Here is a 16,609-nt window from a genome sequence, read left to right as displayed (position 1 = left end):
AATCAATATGGAAACTTTTGATGCAATTGTAATTGGAACCGGACAAGCAGGTCCCTCACTTGCAGCCCGCTGCGCAGCTGAAGGATTGAAAACCGCTGTCATCGAAAGAGATAAATTTGGCGGGACTTGTGTGAATACCGGCTGTACACCAACAAAAGCAATGGTAGCGAGTGCCCGGGCAGTATATATGGCTCGTCGGGGTGATGAGTTTGGTGTAGAGATCAGTGGAGATATCAGCGTAAATCTTAAAAAAGTTAAAGCACGCAAAGAGAAGTTGGTTAAAAATTCGACTGAAGGTGTAGAGGGCTGGTTGAGAGAGACCGAAAACCTGACTGTAATTGAAGGCCACGCCCGATTTACTGACAATTATACGCTTCAAGTTGGTAATAGATTATTAACCGCAGAAAAAATCTTTATTAATACCGGGGCTCGGCCTTTTGTACCTCCCGCCTTACAGGAAGTGGATTATATGACGAATGCAGAGGTCATGGAATTAGAGAAAGTCCCCGAACACCTGGTCATTGTGGGCGGAAGTTATATCGGGCTTGAATTTGGGCAAATGTTCCGGAGGTTCGGTAGCCAAGTGACTATTATTGAGCAAGGAGAAGAAATTATTGGACGTGAAGATCCGGAAACTTCAAAAACGGTACGTGAAATTCTGGAAGAGGAAGGCATTACATTCAGGTTGAACTCAAAATGTATAAGTGCTTCACAATCTAAGAATGAAATAATCGTGAATATTGATTGTGCAAGCGGTTCTCCCCAAGTTAAAGGAACCCATCTGTTGGTGGCTACTGGCAGGCGTCCCAATTCAGATGATCTTGGCTTGGAGCATACCGATATTGAGCTCAATAACCGAAACTATATTTCTACTGATGACACGCTTCAAACCAGTGTAGAGGGCATTTGGGCTTTGGGCGATGTAAATGGAATAGGGGCCTTCACCCATACTGCCTACAACGACTTTGAGATCGTAGCCGCAAATCTTTTTGATAACGATCCCCGCAAAGTCTCGGATCGAATTCTAAATTATTCACTTTATACGGACCCCTCTCTTAGCCATATCGGGATGTATGAATACGAAGCTCAGGAATCTAAAAAGAATGTGTTAATCGGGTATCGTGAAATGTCGCGCATAGCCCGGGCCAAAGAACGAGGCGAAACTAAAGGATTCATAAAGATCTTGGTTGATGCAGATAGTAAGAAAATTCTCGGTGCCACTATTGTGGGCATTGATGGCGACGAGATCATCCATTCCCTGTTAGATATCATGTATGCTGATCAGCCCTACACGGTTATCAGTCGGGCGGTTCATATTCATCCTACCATTTCGGAACTGATACCAACTATATTACAGAATCTAAAACCATTGGACTAAACTGAAACTCATGCCATTTATTGAAGTTATTGAACCGAAAAATGCTACCGGTAATCTGAAAAAAATTTATGAAGACCTCACCAAAAGCCGTGGTAAACTGGCGATGGTACATAAAATCCAAAGCCTGAATCCGGAATCCATCACCGCCCACATGGATTTGTATATGCAGGTGATGTTCGGTAAATCTCCGCTGAAACGAGCACAACGGGAAATGATGGCGGTAGTAGTCTCTGCTGCTAATAAATGTGAATACTGTCAGCTTCATCATGCGGAGGCCCTAAATCATTATTGGAGAGACGAGCAAAAAGTGAACCAACTTAGACGAGATTTTTCAGACATCGAATTATCTGAACTTGACTTGCAACTGTGTAGGCTTGCAGAGAAACTCACCAAAAAGTCTCATGAAATTGATGAACAACAAGATCTTAAACCTTTAAAGGAATTGGGATTATCGGATCGGGCAATTTTAGATGCCACACTTGTTATCAGCTATTTTAATTTTGTAAATCGAATGGTACTTGGACTCGGTGTTGCAACCAATGAAGAGGAAATGAGAGGCTATAATTACTAATCTTAAGAAACTATTTATGAAAGCTATTTGGAACAACACTGTTTTAGCCGAAAGTGATGACACCATTATTATTGAAGGAAACCACGACTTCCCGGCAAATTCCATAAACAAAGAACACTTCAAATCCTCCGATTATAACACAGTTTGTCCATGGAAGGGAACCGCTTCCTACTATACCATCGAGATTGATGGCGAGGAAAATAAAAATGCCGCTTGGTTTTATCCCGAACCTAAAGATGCCGCAAAAAAGATTAAGAATTATGTGGCTTTTTGGAATGAAGTAGAAGTGAAAAATTAATTTCTAAAAACCAAACTCTCTTCGAATTGCCTCAGCATCCAGAATAAATCTTAATGCTTGTTCCTTTGCTCCTTGCAGTAATTCGTGGTCTATTTCATACGACTCATAAAGATAACCATTCTTAAACGAGCCAAAAGTTCGTATCAAAATTTCTGCACCAATATGTACACCAATATCTTCCAACTCTCGCTTATTCAAAAGCTCACCATATAATGAACTTGTGCTAACTTTATAGCCCTTTAAAAATGACGTCCAGAGATTTTCCCATGCGGAGCCATAGTATGTGGATTTCTCCACTTGTCCCTGCATCCAACAATGTGCCGCAAAATGAGCTACATCCTGCAGCGGGCGACCAAAATGCACAAATTCCCAGTCAATAAGCCGAATTTGGTTCCTCTTTCCCACAAATATTGATGGCGGCCACAGATCTCCCATCACTAGGCATTTTCCTTTTTCAAGCAAGCTATTTCCCAGATCCTGACTTCTCTTTTTGATCTCCTCCTCCAGCTTTTCATTATCCAATCCCGCATATTCCCACGCCGGCTGATACTGCAACTGATTACGAACTTTTTGGATTTCAAGGTTATGGAAGTCTCGGCCAAACGCCTCATCCCGAAAAGTAATCCGATGAAGATCACCAATAAATATCCCTAACCGCTCTCCTATTTTTTGGGGTGAACCGGAGGCCAAAACTCCCGAACTCAGTTCCTGTAAATCCCCCACATCTTCCATGACAATAAGCGAGCGTTCTCCGTCAAAAAAATACAGTTCAGGCGGACGAATTTTTGAACTTGCAATATCTTTCAATCTCTCGCTATCGTTATACAGCTTCAGTGCATTCGCTTCAAAATCAATACGAGAATTACTTAGCGGGACATCGGGATTGGTTGCAATATGGGGTGGCGCATATTTGATGATCACATTCTTATGCTCCCCTTTTGCCCTCCATACAACATTGATATTTCCACCACTTAGCTTCTCGATCTCTCCAGTTAAAGAGATCTCAGGAATATTTTCCTCAAGAATTTGTAACAGCTTTTCTTTAGAAAACTCACTCATCTTTAAAGCGATACATTTCGTTTTGGAAATCCACAGGTTCTCCTTTCATCAAAAAAGAGAATAGAATCTTTTCGGTGGCAGATCTGGCATTCTCAAGTGTTGCTCCAATTTCATCTTGCTTCGGATTCTCAACATCAGGAACCGAGTATTTATGCCCAACAACCAACGCTGTCGTTGGGATCTCTAATTCATTCGCCAATACCACTTCGGGAGCCAGCGTCATCGAATTAACTTGCCCACCGAACTCTGCCCACATCCGGTTTTCGGCAGGTGTTTTTCCTCTCGGTCCGCCGGCATAGACAAATATAACTCCTTTTTTGGCCTGATGAATTTCTCCTTCGTGTTGATCAATAAGCCAGGTATTTAAAGCCGATGAAAACAATCCATCTTTAATAAGCAAGTGTCCGTGATTTTCAGATGGCTTGGGAAACATGGTGCAAGTTGACCCATCCGGAAGTCGGTTCTCCGGCATCATCAGGTCGGTAACAAGCATGGGTTGGTACAACGGAAGATCCGCATCCATCACCCCTACTGAACTGTTGATGAGCAATGCTCCGCAGTTTACTTTCATAAGAGCTGCTGCCTGAGCGCGGTAATTAATTTGATTAGGCAACAACGAATGTGGAAGTCCGTGGCGAAAAATTACATAAGCGGGACGATCTTTTCTCAATTCCGAGCGGTATAAGGTAATCTCACCAAATTTGGTTTCAACTTTTTCTTCTTTGAGTTGAAGTCGCTCTGCGAAACTACCTTCGAATGCGCTTCCTAAGATTATGGCAATGGATTTTTCTGGATTCATGTTTTTAGGTTGAATGAATAATTGTTGTCACTCTGAGCGTCTCAAAATTAGTATTGAATAAAACTGATTTACGCGAAGAGTCTCAAACTGAAAACAACATCAAAGTTTATTGAGACTTTGAGATCCTTCGCGGCACACAATCTTCAAAATTAAAACTTAGAAAGCGCTCAGGATGACAATTTTTTGGGTTGCTATCCCATTTTTAAATTAAGACTGTTCCCGTATTGATTGTGAGAGGTGTTGTTGCCAAGAATTACCGAGCTTGACTACCATAAAGTCACCTTTGGCACCAACACCCATCGCCAGACTTCACATTCGTTCAGTCCGGAACTTCCCTCCCCGACACTAAGGTGTACGGGACAGGCAAGGGAAGAATTCTCCTATACAGGATACTAATCTCATATTTCAATCACTTCAAATTTCTCCAAAATTCAATTTCCTGTTTTACGCCGGTTCCGGAATCTTCGATGAAGTCTTCTCGGCTTTCGTAGACTTTAAGTTTTCCGTCGATCATCATCCCGAAACGATCGCCGGTCATGAGGGCTTCTTTCAGGTCGTGGGTAACGAATAAACTGGTGATTTTTTCCTTTTCGGCGATCTCTTTGAAGAGAATTTGCATTTCCTCTCGTGTGCCGGGATCCAGGCTGGCAAAGGGTTCATCAAGCAGTAATATTCTGGGGTGAATGATGAATGCCCGTCCAAAAGCCACCCGCTGTTTTTGTCCACCGGAAAGCTGATTCGGATATTTCTTCTCCTGACCAGTCAGCTTAAGCTGCTGGATCATTCGGGCTGTTTCCGCTGCTACTCGTTCGGAATCTTCACCCTTGATCCTCAATCCAAAAGCGATGTTTTCCTCCACATTTAAATGCGTAAACAATAACGGTTCCTGATACAAATATACCGCTCCACGATCTTGCGGTTTCAGATGTCCTATTGATTTCTCATCCACCTGAATATCACCTGTGAATTCATCCAATAAACCGGCCATAATTTTTAACAAAGTACTTTTACCGCTGCCTGACTCCCCCAAAATAGAAAGCGTCTGATGTTTCTGATGGGTGAAACTAAGTTCCTTCAGCACCTTTTCATCTCCAAATGATTTGCTCAGATTTTTAACTTCGATCATATTACAGGCTCCAGCCTTTTTGAAAAATGAATTTTCGGTTCACAATTAACAAGATAATGGGTGGAACAATGAGAATTGTCCCAGCCAAAGCCGCTAAATAGGGATTAGATTCAGCCACAAAACGATACACCAAAATAGTCAGTGTCTCCACTTTTCCGATGCCAATAAATTGGGTGAGTCCGTATTCAAACCAGGAGATCAAGTAGCATTGAAAAAAACAAATTACCAGTAATCCTTTGGCCGATGGCAAACTCGCATGTTTCACTTTTTGTAGGAAATTTCCTCCCATCGTAGCCACCAGGTTTTCAAGGTTACTTATGTTTTGATTCCAGTATCCATAAAAGAAAATGACTGCATAAGGTAAGGTGATCAACAACTGAGCTGCAATCACCCCAATAAGCGTTCCGGAAAATCCAATTTGTAGAAAATAATAATTCAACATTACCGCAAGCACCACTGGGGCAATCACATAAGGAAAGTAGGCCGAAACCAACCACCACCGGCTTTTTGTGTGATACGCTATTCCCCGGCTTATGAAAAACCCACATGTCGTTGCAATAAAACTGACCGTCAGCGAAATAAAAACGGATAAGCCTGCACTTTTAAACAAGCCAGAACTTCCCGTAACAAAAGATTCCCAGTGACTTAAAGTGAATGGATGTGAAATCAATGAGGGGTAATACCACTGTGTTGAAAATGAGAGATATACCAGCAAACCAAACGGAATGATAAAGCTTAGCAAAAGGATTCCAAGTGTCAGTTTTCTGCTCATAATGCCTCCTTCTTTCGGTACTTCATCAACAGGTAGGAAATGGTTGCAATACAAATTAATGCATACCAAACAGCCATCGAATAGGCTACGGGAATATCACCAAGATTGAAGCGCTGAAGTTTTTCGAGTATTAATACAGAAATCATTTGAGGGGATGACTGCCCCAGCAACAGTGGGATATCATAGGCTCCCATAAAAAAGATTATATACAGGATGAACAAAGGAAAGATCCCGCGCATTAAGATGGGAAGATGTAATTTCCAAATGATCGTATTTCTATACGCTCCCAATGAACGAGCCACCCGTTCGATCTCAGCCAGATTTTCATTTTTATAGACATTCAGCAATACCAGCAGAAAGAATGGAAATACGATGAAAATATGCGCCAATATTATTCCGATTCCATATGGATCTTGAACCATCACGGGAAATTCTTGTGTGCCGGAAACAATTCCTAAATGATAGAACAGCCTCGATAAAATCCCACTCCCCGAATACATCTGAAAAATGATAAATCCTACTACAATGGGAGGAATTGTCAGTGGCAGAAAAAGTAATCTATAAGTGCCTGGTTTTTCGAAATGATTCCGAAGCGTAAATAAAAAGATCAGCGCCAGGAATAAAGCGATCGAAGCCGAAACCATTGCGATCCACAGCGAATACAAGATGGAGCTCAGGAACTCTCCCCGAAAAAGCTCAACCCAATGGTCCAGCGTTAGACCATCGCTCAGCAACCCAACTGCCCCAATGCTATACAGGAATGAGTATCCCAATGCCAGCCCAAGCGGCAGTAGGATCAGGGAAATGAACAGTGCTATGATTAGTTTTTTGGGCATATTATATCAAGTAAAATAATATTAGAAAGTCTCTCCTCGAGGAGAGATCAACCAATCAGTTGTTCCTGATTGGTTGTGAGAGGTGTTGACTCCAAGAAGAACGTTGCCAAATTTCAGCAACCTTCCTCCTGGCTTACACCCATCGCCAGACTTCACATTCGTTCAGTCCGGCACTTCCCTCGAGGGAAGACTATTCTTTATTGTTTTCAAATTTTCAACCACAGTAGATAAAATTAAAACAAATTGCAGAACCTACGAGCGTCCAACGGTCCTCGTAGCGTTCGGTTATTAGCGAACTATCTATCCACAACGCTCGCAGGTCCTATCGGGCGTTGCGAGGTTGCTTCAAGTATAAATTCTATTCATCCACCACAAACTCCCTAAAATCTTCAAAAAGTCGGATCATGTATTCGGGATCGGGTTCTTGCAGGGCTTTTTCTTGAATTTCTATGCGTTCCGGTGCTTGTTTTCGTCCTGGGATTTCACTGAATTTTTGCTGCCATTCTTCCGGTATTTTTTCCATGGAGAGCACAGTACCATCGCCCCACACTTGGGGTTTCATTTTCTCAAATTGGGCTTCCGGTGAAATCATGAAATTGATGACAGCCATCGCACCGGCTTTATTCGAGGATAGCTTAGCGATCCCCAAAAAATGGGAATTCTGAATAGTTCCCGATTCAAGAACATAACCGCGACTGTCTTCAGGAAAAACACCTTCTGTAATCTTATTATCTACCTCGCTGTCGTTGTTACTCATGGTGAAGGCGACCTCACCGTTGGAAAATAGTTGATGCAGCTGCGCTACACTATTCGGGAAAGTCTCTCCGTTTCGCCAGAAATCGGATTTTATCGCGTTGATCTCTTCCCAGAGCCGGGTGCTGTATTCCTGATAGATTGCTTCATCAAATTCCCCATAAAACACATCGGGATTTTCGGGCATAGCCAACATCCAGGATTTAAGTAAGGTAATTCCGGAGAAATCGGTTGGAATGGTAAACTTTCGGGGATTTTGTCGCACCCACTGCTGAAATTCCTCGAAATCTTGGGGCGGACTATTTACCTGGTCCGGATCATAGATCAGCGTGAATTGCACATTTCCCCACGGTGCTTCATAACCATCCACCGGCTGCTGAAAATCGATGCCGATAAATGGATTCTCCAAATCCACGTAGTGCATATTCGGGAGTGATTCCGTAAAAGGGCCAAACAACCCATCGATCTGTCGAAGCTGATAAAAAGTTTCCCCGTTGATCCACATCATATCGATCTGACTCTCTGCCCGACCGCTTTCCAACTCAGACATCAACGTGGACACAATTTGCGTACCCTGACCATTCACAATCTCGAGGTCGATACCCAATCGCTCTTTCACCTGCGGCTTCACGTAGCCATTCATATACTCGTTGATGAGCGGATCTCCCATCCACATCATCATGGTGACTTTGGAATTTTTGGCCTCTTCTTCAACTTCCTCCCAGCTTAAATCGCGGGGGTCGTTTTGTGGTGAATTTTGAGAACAGGCTCCTAAAGTGGTTAGGAGAATGATTATTAGGAAAAGATGAAATCGGGGCATGTATTTTGATTATTCGGAATTGGTTATTGGGAATTTGATCATATTCATATTGTTATGTTTGAATAACAAGAAAAAGTCTCTACTTGAGGAGAGTACCGCTTTAGCGGGGAGAGGTGTTGGTACCAAGGAGAATATTGTTCGAATTCAGCAACCTTGCCCTTGGCTTACACCCTCCGCCAGACTTCACATTCGTTCAGTCCGTCACCTCCCTCAAGGGAGGAATTACTTATACTCTATCTTTTCATGAATCCGGTTATCAAACTGAGTAACCTCGCAGCGTGCGATAGCTCCTGCGAGCGTTACGGCAGGCACGATGCCTTTAACCGAACGCTGCGAGGTCTATTCAGACCCTCGCAGGTTCTACATTTGGCTTAACTAAAACAAATATCTGATAGAAAACTGAATTTGTCTTGGCGGACTCGCATTCTTTCTCACCAGCAATCCTGAATCAGCGGGGCCTACCTGTATCTGATTACTTTGGGTGGCGTTGTTGGCGTAGCCGCTCAGGTTTTGCGTGTTGAAGATATTGAAAATATCTGCCCGGACTTCCAGTTTTTGTCCGTTGCCAAAAGGAGCCTGGTACTGGATTCCCATATCAAAAGTAGTAGCCCAGGGCAAGCGATCACTGTTTCGGGATTCGCCGGGACTTCGGTCGCTGTTGCCCACATAGGCATCACCAAAAGCGCGGCCATCGCCATTCAGGTCCGTGGTTCCATAGACTTCAGCATCCGGAATACGGTTGATGGGCTGACCACTTTGCATGAACGTGGCCATATTAACTGAAAATCCATCCAAGGCATACCAACTAAAAATCCCACTGATCACGTGCGTGCGGTCGTTGATGGAGGGGCCCCATTCGTCTTCAAAATTATTGGCATCCTGTGCGCGGAAGTTGATGTCTTCGGTGTTATTACGAAGTTGCGATAAGGTGTAGGAGATCCGGTAGGAAAAATTATCATCCAGTCGGGATTTTTGAAGGTTTAAACTGGCCGCCCAATAGCGAGACTGACCTGCCGTTTCCGTCATCACCACATTTCGCCCAATTCCACGGAGCGTATCACCATCCACAATGCTGTAGGTTCCATTTTGATCGGAATAGATCGGAACCGGGCGGGTCAGATCAGCTTCCTGCTGGGTGCGTACGTTTACATTGTTCGGATCATCCAGCGGATATGGCGCCGGAGCATTGAGGTCTGGCAAGCGAAACAGGTTTTCAGAACGAGAATGCATCAGATCTACATAGAATAACTTATCCTCTCCCAACTGTCGCTGATAGCCCAGCGAAAACTGATGCGTGTACGGATTATCATATCCATCGGGATTTAAGATACGCAGCGAGTTGCTGAAGATATAATTGCGGTCAGCTGAGATCTCCTGCGAAGTGGGTCCGTTAGGAAACGGGGCATTATTGATCCCAGCTGACACATTCCCATTAAAAGTAACGGCATCCAGGTCGGTATCTTGGGGTAAAATTCCCTGGTCAATCAGCGATTGCAACTGAATTCTAAAATCAGCGGCGGTTGAATTTTGCTGAAGAGCATCACTATGTACCGAATACACGATCTTATCATAGAAAATACCATAGCCACCACGGAAACTGCTGCGGCTATTCAGTTTATAATTGAAATTAAATCTGGGCGCGATGTTATTGTAGTCGCCATCATCCCCTCCACCAGCTGACAGGTTATCATAATCGTATCGAAGACCAAAGGTTAGGTTTAGATTTGAATTCACCGAGTACAGGTCTTCCACATAAAAGCTGTAGATGTTTTGGTTGGTTCCGAAGCGGGTTGGTCTCAATTCCACCGCATAATTCAACACTTGTGCACCAACAGGCAGATCCTCAATGTTCAGTGATGAGCCCAGATTTTGATTCCGCAATGCATCAAGCTGAGATTGGTTGAGCTGCAGGGTATAATTCCCAAATTCATTTCCACCTCCGAGCAGCGCATGATTTGCACTCAACACACTTGCTCCTACTTTAAAAGTATGATTGTTTTTTTGCAGGATGAAATTCTGCTGAACCTGAACAGTATTTTCTATATTGTCGAATTCAAATCCGGGATTTCCAACTACAGCAATGGTTTGTCCGGATGGACCTAAAACCGTTGCTGCCGGACTGTCCGGATTATTTGGGTTGCTGTAATTCCATCGGAAACGAGAATATTGCAGGTTGGTTTCTCCACTCCACCCACCAATTCGATAGCTGTTTTTCAGTGCAGCCAGAAAGGAATTTCGGTCCTGACTGTTTCCGGCTGAAGGGAAAGTTAGTCCGCCATCCAATCCTCCGCCTTGACGTTCAATATTGATCAATCCGGAATTTACCCGAAGTGAAGAACGGAAATTAGGTCCCCAGTTGTGATCCAATCTCCCCGAAAGCAAGGTAAAGCGATTTTGTCCAGGCACGGTTTCATTCACGCCAAGCTGTGGAGAACTCAACAAATTATCTTTCAGGTCAAAGATTTGCTCGGCGTTAATGTAGTAAAATGTTTTATCCTCTTTGATTAGTCCACCGATTCCAAACCCGAATTGATGTCGCTGAAATCCTTCCTTAACCTGGTTACCTGAAAGATCACGCTGGGCAAAATCTGACTGTCCATCTACTACCGCGCCGGGACGAACAACATAAAAGGCTTCACCCTCAAGCTCATTGCCCCCTGATTTGGTCGTGATGTTGAACACCCCATTTCCGGAAAGTCCATATTCTGTGGAGTAATTATTGGTCATCACCGTCACATTCTGCAAAAACCCGGTGGGGATAGGAAATTTGGGTCCGCCCAAAAATTGCTCGTTGTTATCCATCCCGTCGATCAGGTAATTGGTGTATAGCGAATTTGCCCCGTTGATACTAACCGTTGGCGCTTCAGGGAAAAAACCGGTTGCCGGTGTAACATTTGGTAATCTATACAAGGCTTTATTTATATCCCGTGCCTCTATTGGTAAGCTTTCCAGTTCTGCACTGCTCAATTCCGAGGCTACTTCAGCATTAATAGTATTAATTCTGGTGATTGGTGCCAGAACAGTAATCTCATCTAATGTTACAGTGCTTTTAGAGGCGATCACCATGGTAATACTTCTGGTTTGATTTGAGCGTAGTTCCAGCGGATCTGAGGAAAGCCCATAATAGTCACTGTCCTCCGGAATGTTGACCACATATTCACCGGTCGTCGATAGATTCGTGAGCCGAACCTTTCCCTGCTCATCCGTCATTTCCGTTTCGGAAAAGCCGATATTCTGATTGGTGATAATGAGCTCGATATTTGAAACCGGCCGACCGTCTTCCCGATCTACCACAGTGATCTCAAGTCCGGATTGGGCAAACAAAGTGGCCGCCCATAGCCATAGTAAGATAGTAGCAAATATAGATTTTTCCATGTTACATCTGATTAAAAATGAAATCGCGGCTACTGCATAGTGAATTATAGCCGCAGGTTTTGTATTGACTATTATTTTTGAAGGAAGGAATCAGATGTGGATGGAGGAGCTCTTAACAGGAAATGGTAGCTTAGATCAAAATCTTTGTAGGGAATTTGAAAGGCGTAAAAAACAAACAGGACGTGCTCGATTATACTCTGGATATTCTTTTTCAGAGAAAGCAGAAATTCTTCATTCTCTGAGATTTCAAGAAATTTCTTGAGGTCTTGCTCATTGTCAACGTCGTCAAATTGTTCGAGTAAAGAGATCTTTTGGGATGAGCCCAATTCCTCAAAAATAGAATTCAAAAGATCCCCGGAAGTCCAGGCCAGATTTTCGATCAATTCCGGGTTGAATGCTTTTTGGCTGAAGCACATGAGCCAGGTTCCGCCATCCGTGGCAGGACCTAAAACTACTTCCGAAGCGCCTTGCTCTAATTTTTCCGCAGCCTCCAGAATATGCTGGGATTGCAATCTTGGCGTATCATTTCCCACTGCAATTACATGATCGAATCCCTGGCTAAATACTGCCTCAAAAGCTGATACAAATTTCCCCCCAAACGTCTCCCCTTTTTGATTGTGTTCATCAAACAGGAAATATGGAATTCCTGACTTTTCGATCTGGCTTTTGGAATGATTCCACAAGAGTCGAGCAATCCGAAGGTTTTTTTGAAAGGATGCACCTGCTATGAAAGATTTACCTTGTGCCTCTTGCCAGGGCGTAAGGCTGAAATAAATTATAGCGGTATGTGAAGAGACTTCTTTAATCATTCAATCCGCACTAAATATCCTGGTAGTTTCCAAGTTCAAGTGTCCAGTCGTATTCTTTGTAAGAGATGGAGGGATCGGCATTTTCTGGGATGATATCGTATTCCTTCAGCATTTCTATAGCCCCGGTAGATCCGCCAAAATCAGCCCGAAACCAGCTCATCAGTCGATTAACTTCCACTTCTTGCTTCTCAGGATAATAGTCGGTAGTACTTTTTAGATAATTTTTTGTAGTAATATCAAGCTGTTCATTAACTCTGTCCGGATCATAGACAGCGATATATGGACAACTGGCCGCCCCACAGTTCAATGCAAAATGAATCCTGGGATCTAATTCATCCCACCAAAAGCGTTTTATAAAATCATCTACAAACCACTGGTCAAGATACCCCATCAAAAGTTTAATCTTGGAGCGCCGCATAATTCCGTGTTCGATGTCATCAAAGCTCAACTCTTTACCGGCTATCACCACTTGCGGAGAAGTGAAAAAATTATATCCGAACCAGCTGTTTCTGTCTTCAAATAACTCCGGATCTTCGAGCAAAATGATCTGCACATAAGCGTTGTAAATATTCAGCCAAAAAGCTTTTTTCTTTGACTCTGTATCTAAGTCAGCAAGAAGTGTATCAGGTGTAACCGTTGCTAATTTTTGCGTGATGGGATCTGTTTCCCTCCCATCCCTAACAGACCTCACCAATTCCATAGAAAGTTCCGTATAGTTTAAACGATCCAATGAATCTTGTGAGGAGTTCTGGATAGCAGGAGATGTACCTATACTGAACATTGTTAGCATTAATAAAGACAGAATCATGGATTTGTTATTTTTTCCTCTTTCTGTTTTGACGTCTTCACCATAATAAGTCTTACATCAAAAATTGGTAAGTTTTTTGGATACCAATCCATCCAACCAATTACCAACTACGTTTTCAACTGAAAACCGGATGTAATCATTTGTCATGCTCTATAGAATAACTTCCTTTAATTTATTTTCTATCATTTTAATTGGCATTTTATTTTCTAACTCAGCAATTGCTCAATCGCCTGTAGAGTTAAAAGCAGACAGTATTCAACAGTTCATTCTCAACCCTGCTGATTTTGACCCTGATAATAAAAATGCTCGTATTTTACGGTACGAACCATTTGGAAACAAAAAAGAAGCTGTTTACCGGCTTGATCAAAAAGAGGATGGTTCTCCAATTATTAGAGCAAGCAGTGAACAAGCGATATCAAGTGTCACCACATCCATAAAAGCAGATCCATTTGAATTCAGCTATCTCGAATGGGAATGGAAAATTGAGGAAGTACTTGAATCCGGGGATCTTACTGAAAAAGATGGAGATGATTTCGTAGCCCGAATTTACATCACCTTCGACTATCCTGTGAGTGAATTACCTTTTGGACAGAAACTCAAATATAGAGCCTATAAGGCTTTTACTTCTTTTGAGATCCCCCTTCGCTCCCTTAATTATGTTTGGGCAAGTAAGGAGGAAGTGGGTACTATAGCCGAAAGTCCCTTTACCAGTTGGGTACAATATATTGTGGTAAATTCCGGAAATGAAACATCCGGGAAATGGATTACCCTAAAACGAAATATTGTGGAAGATTACCGTAAAGCTTTTGGTGAGGACCCGCGGGAGATCACGGGTATTACTATTATGACTGATTCAGACAATACTGGTGAATCAACGCTGGCTTGGTTTGGCCCAATTACCCTTTCTAAAGAATAAATACTGTCTCATGGAAATCAGTATCATCATCCCCACTTATAATGAATCTGGCAGTATCGAGGAGCTTTTGATATATCTTAAAAAGCATGCCGGTAGCGCTGTGGCTGATATCTTAGTAGTAGATGGTCAAAGCTCCGATGATACGGTTAAAAGGGTTAGAAATGCAGGTTATAAGTGCATTATCTCCCAAGAAAAAGGACGTGCTGCACAAATGAATCTTGGTGCCAAACAAACTTCGGGAGATATTTTATACTTCGTTCATGCTGACTCTATTCCACCTACATCGTTTACTTCCGACATACTCAATGCTATTCAAAATGGAGCGGAATCTGGTTGTTATCGATTTAAATTTAATTCCGACCGTTGGTTGTTAAAGATTAATGCCTGGTTTACCCGCTTCGATCGGCTTATGTGTCGTGGAGGTGATCAAACTCTATTTATTAAGCGGGATGTTTTTGAAGAACTGAGTGGTTTTAGAAATTATGAGATCATGGAAGATTTTGAAATGATCAGTAGGCTTAGGGACAGAGGTACTTTCAAAATATTAGCTGATGATGTGATCGTATCTGCACGAAAGTATGAAGAGAATTCTTATCTAAAAATGAATTTTATAAATTTGGTGATTTTTACCATGTTCTATTTTGGGGCGTCAAAAAAAACGATGGTACACGCCTATCAACAACTTATTGCAGGCACTAAATTTGGTAGAGACTCTACTAATTCATCCAGCAAATAAAAGATAGACTTAAGATGTCGTTAATTGTTTTGAAAGTTTTCGAAATCCCCTTCAAGATATTTTTCATCTGATATGTAGCTCAGCAGTTTTATAAACTCATCCTGATCCATATAACCCGCCTTATTGCCTATTATTGACTGGTCGCTTTCAAGAAAAATAAAAGTTGGGGTGGCATAAAGCCCAAACTCTTGACTCAATTCTTTTTTTGTCCACTTTTGGCTTTTATAATTCACATCATCATTAGATTCGATATCAATCCGAACAGCATAAAAAGAGCTATCTATTTTTTGCTGAATTTCTGAAAGAGGAAATATCTCTGCTTTCATTTTTTTGCATAGCGAGCACCAATCAGCCTCCATAAAAAGCATAATCTTTTTCGAATTTTCTTCAGCCATAGATACTGCTTCTTCCAAGCTTACCCATTCAATATCTTTATTCTCACTCTGCGGAAATATTTCTGTAGAACTAAGCATGAGAAATCCAGCAATCAATGTCAGTGATATAATTTTCAATTCTTTCATAGCATTCAATTATTATTTGGGAGTCCGAAACTGAAACCGGTATTGGCTTTGTCGAGGCTAAAAAACATAGATGCACGCACTATATACGTAGTAGTAGGCTGGGTTCCATTTACATTTTGATAGAGAGGAACCTCACCTGATACTTGCATTGAAAGCCTGTCTGTAAATGAATAACCTATACCTGGTACAATATTGAGCCATTCACCACCGGTGCTGGGCATTTTTGAACCGTTTCGTTGATCGGCTTCTGCAGTTCGAAATTTTAGTTGAAGGGAGTAAGAAAATGAATCGAAAGCGGGCTTTAATATTCCGAGCATAGAATTAAATTCATTTCCAAATTTGTACTCATCATCTTGACTAAATCTGCTTGCGGGGGTAGTACGTTTATAGGAATTCATGGTATATACATTCAGATCTAAAGACCGGACGGTATATGAAAATAACATCCAGCCAACTCCGTCCCATGAACCTGTTCCCGGCTGCATATCGGCATTTAATGCTAATCCATTGGCTTTAAGTGAGTTTGTTGCAAAAGGAATCTTCATACCTCCTCCTGCCATAAGTTGATATGGCTTCCAAAGTGAGGGCTTAATTAAACTGTATTTCAGCATAACTAAAGCATCTCCGATACCGGTTGTTTCTAACTCTTGGGAATTACTTGAATTTTGCAATCCTGTGGTACGTGTTTTTTGCACGTAAGAAAAAGTCCCGCTCAAGGTTATCCTTGAACTCAAACCATAATTGGCTTCAACTAATGTTGTAAATGTTTCTCTCTTGGAAGATCGATTTTTGAGTTCCTTGGAACCGGTATAAAGTTGATCAATATTATTAAAATCTGTTGTAAGCCCAATCACAAGGTTCCCTTTTTCAACTGCTCCTAACGACTGTGAATTCACTAATGGGGCACCGGCACAGCTACAGGTCTGCCCTATCGCAAATGTTGATGTGATCCCCATAAATATAAAAGCCATCAAAACTAATTTAATCTTCTTTACCATTTTGCTGCAACTTTAGTTTTTGTCATTTCTCTAT

Annotated in this window: 16 protein-coding genes; 5 read left to right on the top strand and 11 right to left on the bottom strand. The window is 42.2% G+C overall.

Annotation, left to right across the window (positions count from 1 at the left end; translation table 11 throughout):
* Positions 1-7: 7 nt before the first annotated feature.
* The 3 genes from RI561_RS03800 to RI561_RS03790 are packed head-to-tail and all read left to right on the top strand — an operon-like array spanning position 8 to position 2,247.
* Complete coding sequence (locus RI561_RS03800; protein ID WP_395078900.1) at positions 8-1,378, top strand: FAD-containing oxidoreductase; 1,371 nt, start codon at positions 8-10, stop codon at positions 1,376-1,378.
* A 10-nt stretch (positions 1,379-1,388) separates the two neighbouring features.
* Positions 1,389-1,949: a peroxidase-related enzyme gene (locus tag RI561_RS03795; RefSeq protein WP_395078899.1), complete on the top strand. Its 561-nt coding sequence runs from the start codon at positions 1,389-1,391 to the stop codon at positions 1,947-1,949.
* A 16-nt stretch (positions 1,950-1,965) separates the two neighbouring features.
* The gene (locus RI561_RS03790; RefSeq protein WP_395078898.1) at positions 1,966-2,247 is read left to right on the top strand and encodes a DUF427 domain-containing protein; all 282 of its coding nucleotides are present in this window, start codon (positions 1,966-1,968) and stop codon (positions 2,245-2,247) included.
* Between the two features lie 3 nt (positions 2,248-2,250).
* Here the strand turns inward: RI561_RS03790 and RI561_RS03785 are convergent, their stop codons facing one another.
* The 9 genes from RI561_RS03785 to RI561_RS03745 form a co-directional block, all read right to left on the bottom strand.
* On the bottom strand, positions 2,251-3,306 hold the full coding sequence (locus RI561_RS03785; RefSeq protein ID WP_395078897.1) for a phosphotransferase: 1,056 nt from the start codon (positions 3,304-3,306) through the stop codon (positions 2,251-2,253).
* Complete coding sequence (locus RI561_RS03780; protein WP_395078896.1) at positions 3,299-4,105, bottom strand: 5'-methylthioadenosine phosphorylase; 807 nt, start codon at positions 4,103-4,105, stop codon at positions 3,299-3,301. The genes RI561_RS03785 and RI561_RS03780 overlap by 8 nt, the downstream gene beginning before the upstream one ends.
* A 409-nt stretch (positions 4,106-4,514) precedes the next feature.
* Positions 4,515-5,231, bottom strand: coding sequence for an ABC transporter ATP-binding protein (locus RI561_RS03775; protein WP_395078895.1), 717 nt, complete (start codon positions 5,229-5,231; stop codon positions 4,515-4,517).
* 1 nt (position 5,232) lies between these two features.
* Positions 5,233-6,003, bottom strand: coding sequence for an ABC transporter permease (locus tag RI561_RS03770; RefSeq protein ID WP_395078894.1), 771 nt, complete (start codon positions 6,001-6,003; stop codon positions 5,233-5,235).
* Positions 6,000-6,839 carry an ABC transporter permease subunit gene (locus RI561_RS03765; RefSeq protein WP_395078893.1) on the bottom strand — a complete coding sequence of 280 codons (840 nt, stop codon included), beginning with the start codon at positions 6,837-6,839 and terminating at the stop codon, positions 6,000-6,002. Before RI561_RS03765 ends, RI561_RS03770 begins: the two co-directional genes overlap by 4 nt.
* A gap of 358 nt (positions 6,840-7,197) precedes the next feature.
* The gene (locus tag RI561_RS03760; protein WP_395078892.1) at positions 7,198-8,412 is read right to left on the bottom strand and encodes an ABC transporter substrate-binding protein; all 1,215 of its coding nucleotides are present in this window, start codon (positions 8,410-8,412) and stop codon (positions 7,198-7,200) included.
* Between the two features lie 375 nt (positions 8,413-8,787).
* On the bottom strand, positions 8,788-11,787 hold the full coding sequence (locus tag RI561_RS03755; RefSeq protein WP_395078891.1) for a TonB-dependent receptor domain-containing protein: 3,000 nt from the start codon (positions 11,785-11,787) through the stop codon (positions 8,788-8,790).
* Positions 11,788-11,858: 71 nt separating this feature from the next.
* Entirely contained in the window at positions 11,859-12,596 is a 738-nt protein-coding gene (locus RI561_RS03750; RefSeq protein WP_395078890.1) for a DUF2064 domain-containing protein, read from the bottom strand.
* A gap of 10 nt (positions 12,597-12,606) precedes the next feature.
* Positions 12,607-13,404 (bottom strand): DUF547 domain-containing protein, encoded by a 798-nt coding sequence (locus tag RI561_RS03745; protein ID WP_395078889.1) that lies wholly within the window; start codon positions 13,402-13,404, stop codon positions 12,607-12,609.
* Between the two features lie 145 nt (positions 13,405-13,549).
* Here RI561_RS03745 and RI561_RS03740 point away from each other — a divergent pair, with 145 nt between their 5' ends.
* Together RI561_RS03740 and RI561_RS03735 are read left to right on the top strand one after the other, a co-directional pair.
* Positions 13,550-14,320 (top strand): DUF3047 domain-containing protein, encoded by a 771-nt coding sequence (locus RI561_RS03740; RefSeq protein WP_395078888.1) that lies wholly within the window; start codon positions 13,550-13,552, stop codon positions 14,318-14,320.
* Positions 14,321-14,330: 10 nt separating this feature from the next.
* Positions 14,331-15,056, top strand: a complete 726-nt coding sequence (locus tag RI561_RS03735; RefSeq protein WP_395078887.1) for a TIGR04283 family arsenosugar biosynthesis glycosyltransferase — start codon at positions 14,331-14,333, stop codon at positions 15,054-15,056.
* A gap of 20 nt (positions 15,057-15,076) precedes the next feature.
* Here RI561_RS03735 and RI561_RS03730 read toward each other — a convergent pair whose 3' ends face one another.
* Together RI561_RS03730 and RI561_RS03725 are read right to left on the bottom strand one after the other, a co-directional pair.
* Positions 15,077-15,577 carry a thioredoxin family protein gene (locus RI561_RS03730; RefSeq protein WP_395078886.1) on the bottom strand — a complete coding sequence of 167 codons (501 nt, stop codon included), beginning with the start codon at positions 15,575-15,577 and terminating at the stop codon, positions 15,077-15,079.
* 5 nt (positions 15,578-15,582) lie between these two features.
* Entirely contained in the window at positions 15,583-16,548 is a 966-nt protein-coding gene (locus tag RI561_RS03725) for a hypothetical protein (RefSeq protein WP_395078885.1), read from the bottom strand.
* Between the last annotated feature and the right edge of the window lie 61 nt (positions 16,549-16,609).

The organism is Gracilimonas sp., assembly GCF_031581265.1.
In the GTDB taxonomy this organism is placed as follows: Bacteria; Bacteroidota; Rhodothermia; order Balneolales; family Balneolaceae; genus Gracilimonas.
Note: the sequence above shows the minus strand (reverse complement) of the source record. Positions and strands in the feature narration are given on the sequence as shown.

Excerpts from the sequence above, each read along its gene's own strand:
- RI561_RS03800 (WP_395078900.1), top strand. The coding sequence starts at position 8 with ATGGAAACTTTTGATGCAATTGTAATTGGAACCGGACAAGCAGGTCCC.
- RI561_RS03795 (WP_395078899.1), top strand. The coding sequence starts at position 1,389 with ATGCCATTTATTGAAGTTATTGAACCGAAAAATGCTACCGGTAATCTG.
- RI561_RS03790 (WP_395078898.1), top strand. The coding sequence starts at position 1,966 with ATGAAAGCTATTTGGAACAACACTGTTTTAGCCGAAAGTGATGACACC.
- RI561_RS03785 (WP_395078897.1), bottom strand. The coding sequence starts at position 3,306 with ATGAGTGAGTTTTCTAAAGAAAAGCTGTTACAAATTCTTGAGGAAAAT.
- RI561_RS03780 (WP_395078896.1), bottom strand. The coding sequence starts at position 4,105 with ATGAATCCAGAAAAATCCATTGCCATAATCTTAGGAAGCGCATTCGAA.
- RI561_RS03775 (WP_395078895.1), bottom strand. The coding sequence starts at position 5,231 with ATGATCGAAGTTAAAAATCTGAGCAAATCATTTGGAGATGAAAAGGTG.
- RI561_RS03770 (WP_395078894.1), bottom strand. The coding sequence starts at position 6,003 with ATGAGCAGAAAACTGACACTTGGAATCCTTTTGCTAAGCTTTATCATT.
- RI561_RS03765 (WP_395078893.1), bottom strand. The coding sequence starts at position 6,839 with ATGCCCAAAAAACTAATCATAGCACTGTTCATTTCCCTGATCCTACTG.
- RI561_RS03760 (WP_395078892.1), bottom strand. The coding sequence starts at position 8,412 with ATGCCCCGATTTCATCTTTTCCTAATAATCATTCTCCTAACCACTTTA.
- RI561_RS03755 (WP_395078891.1), bottom strand. The coding sequence starts at position 11,787 with ATGGAAAAATCTATATTTGCTACTATCTTACTATGGCTATGGGCGGCC.
- RI561_RS03750 (WP_395078890.1), bottom strand. The coding sequence starts at position 12,596 with ATGATTAAAGAAGTCTCTTCACATACCGCTATAATTTATTTCAGCCTT.
- RI561_RS03745 (WP_395078889.1), bottom strand. The coding sequence starts at position 13,404 with ATGATTCTGTCTTTATTAATGCTAACAATGTTCAGTATAGGTACATCT.
- RI561_RS03740 (WP_395078888.1), top strand. The coding sequence starts at position 13,550 with ATGCTCTATAGAATAACTTCCTTTAATTTATTTTCTATCATTTTAATT.
- RI561_RS03735 (WP_395078887.1), top strand. The coding sequence starts at position 14,331 with ATGGAAATCAGTATCATCATCCCCACTTATAATGAATCTGGCAGTATC.
- RI561_RS03730 (WP_395078886.1), bottom strand. The coding sequence starts at position 15,577 with ATGAAAGAATTGAAAATTATATCACTGACATTGATTGCTGGATTTCTC.
- RI561_RS03725 (WP_395078885.1), bottom strand. The coding sequence starts at position 16,548 with ATGGCTTTTATATTTATGGGGATCACATCAACATTTGCGATAGGGCAG.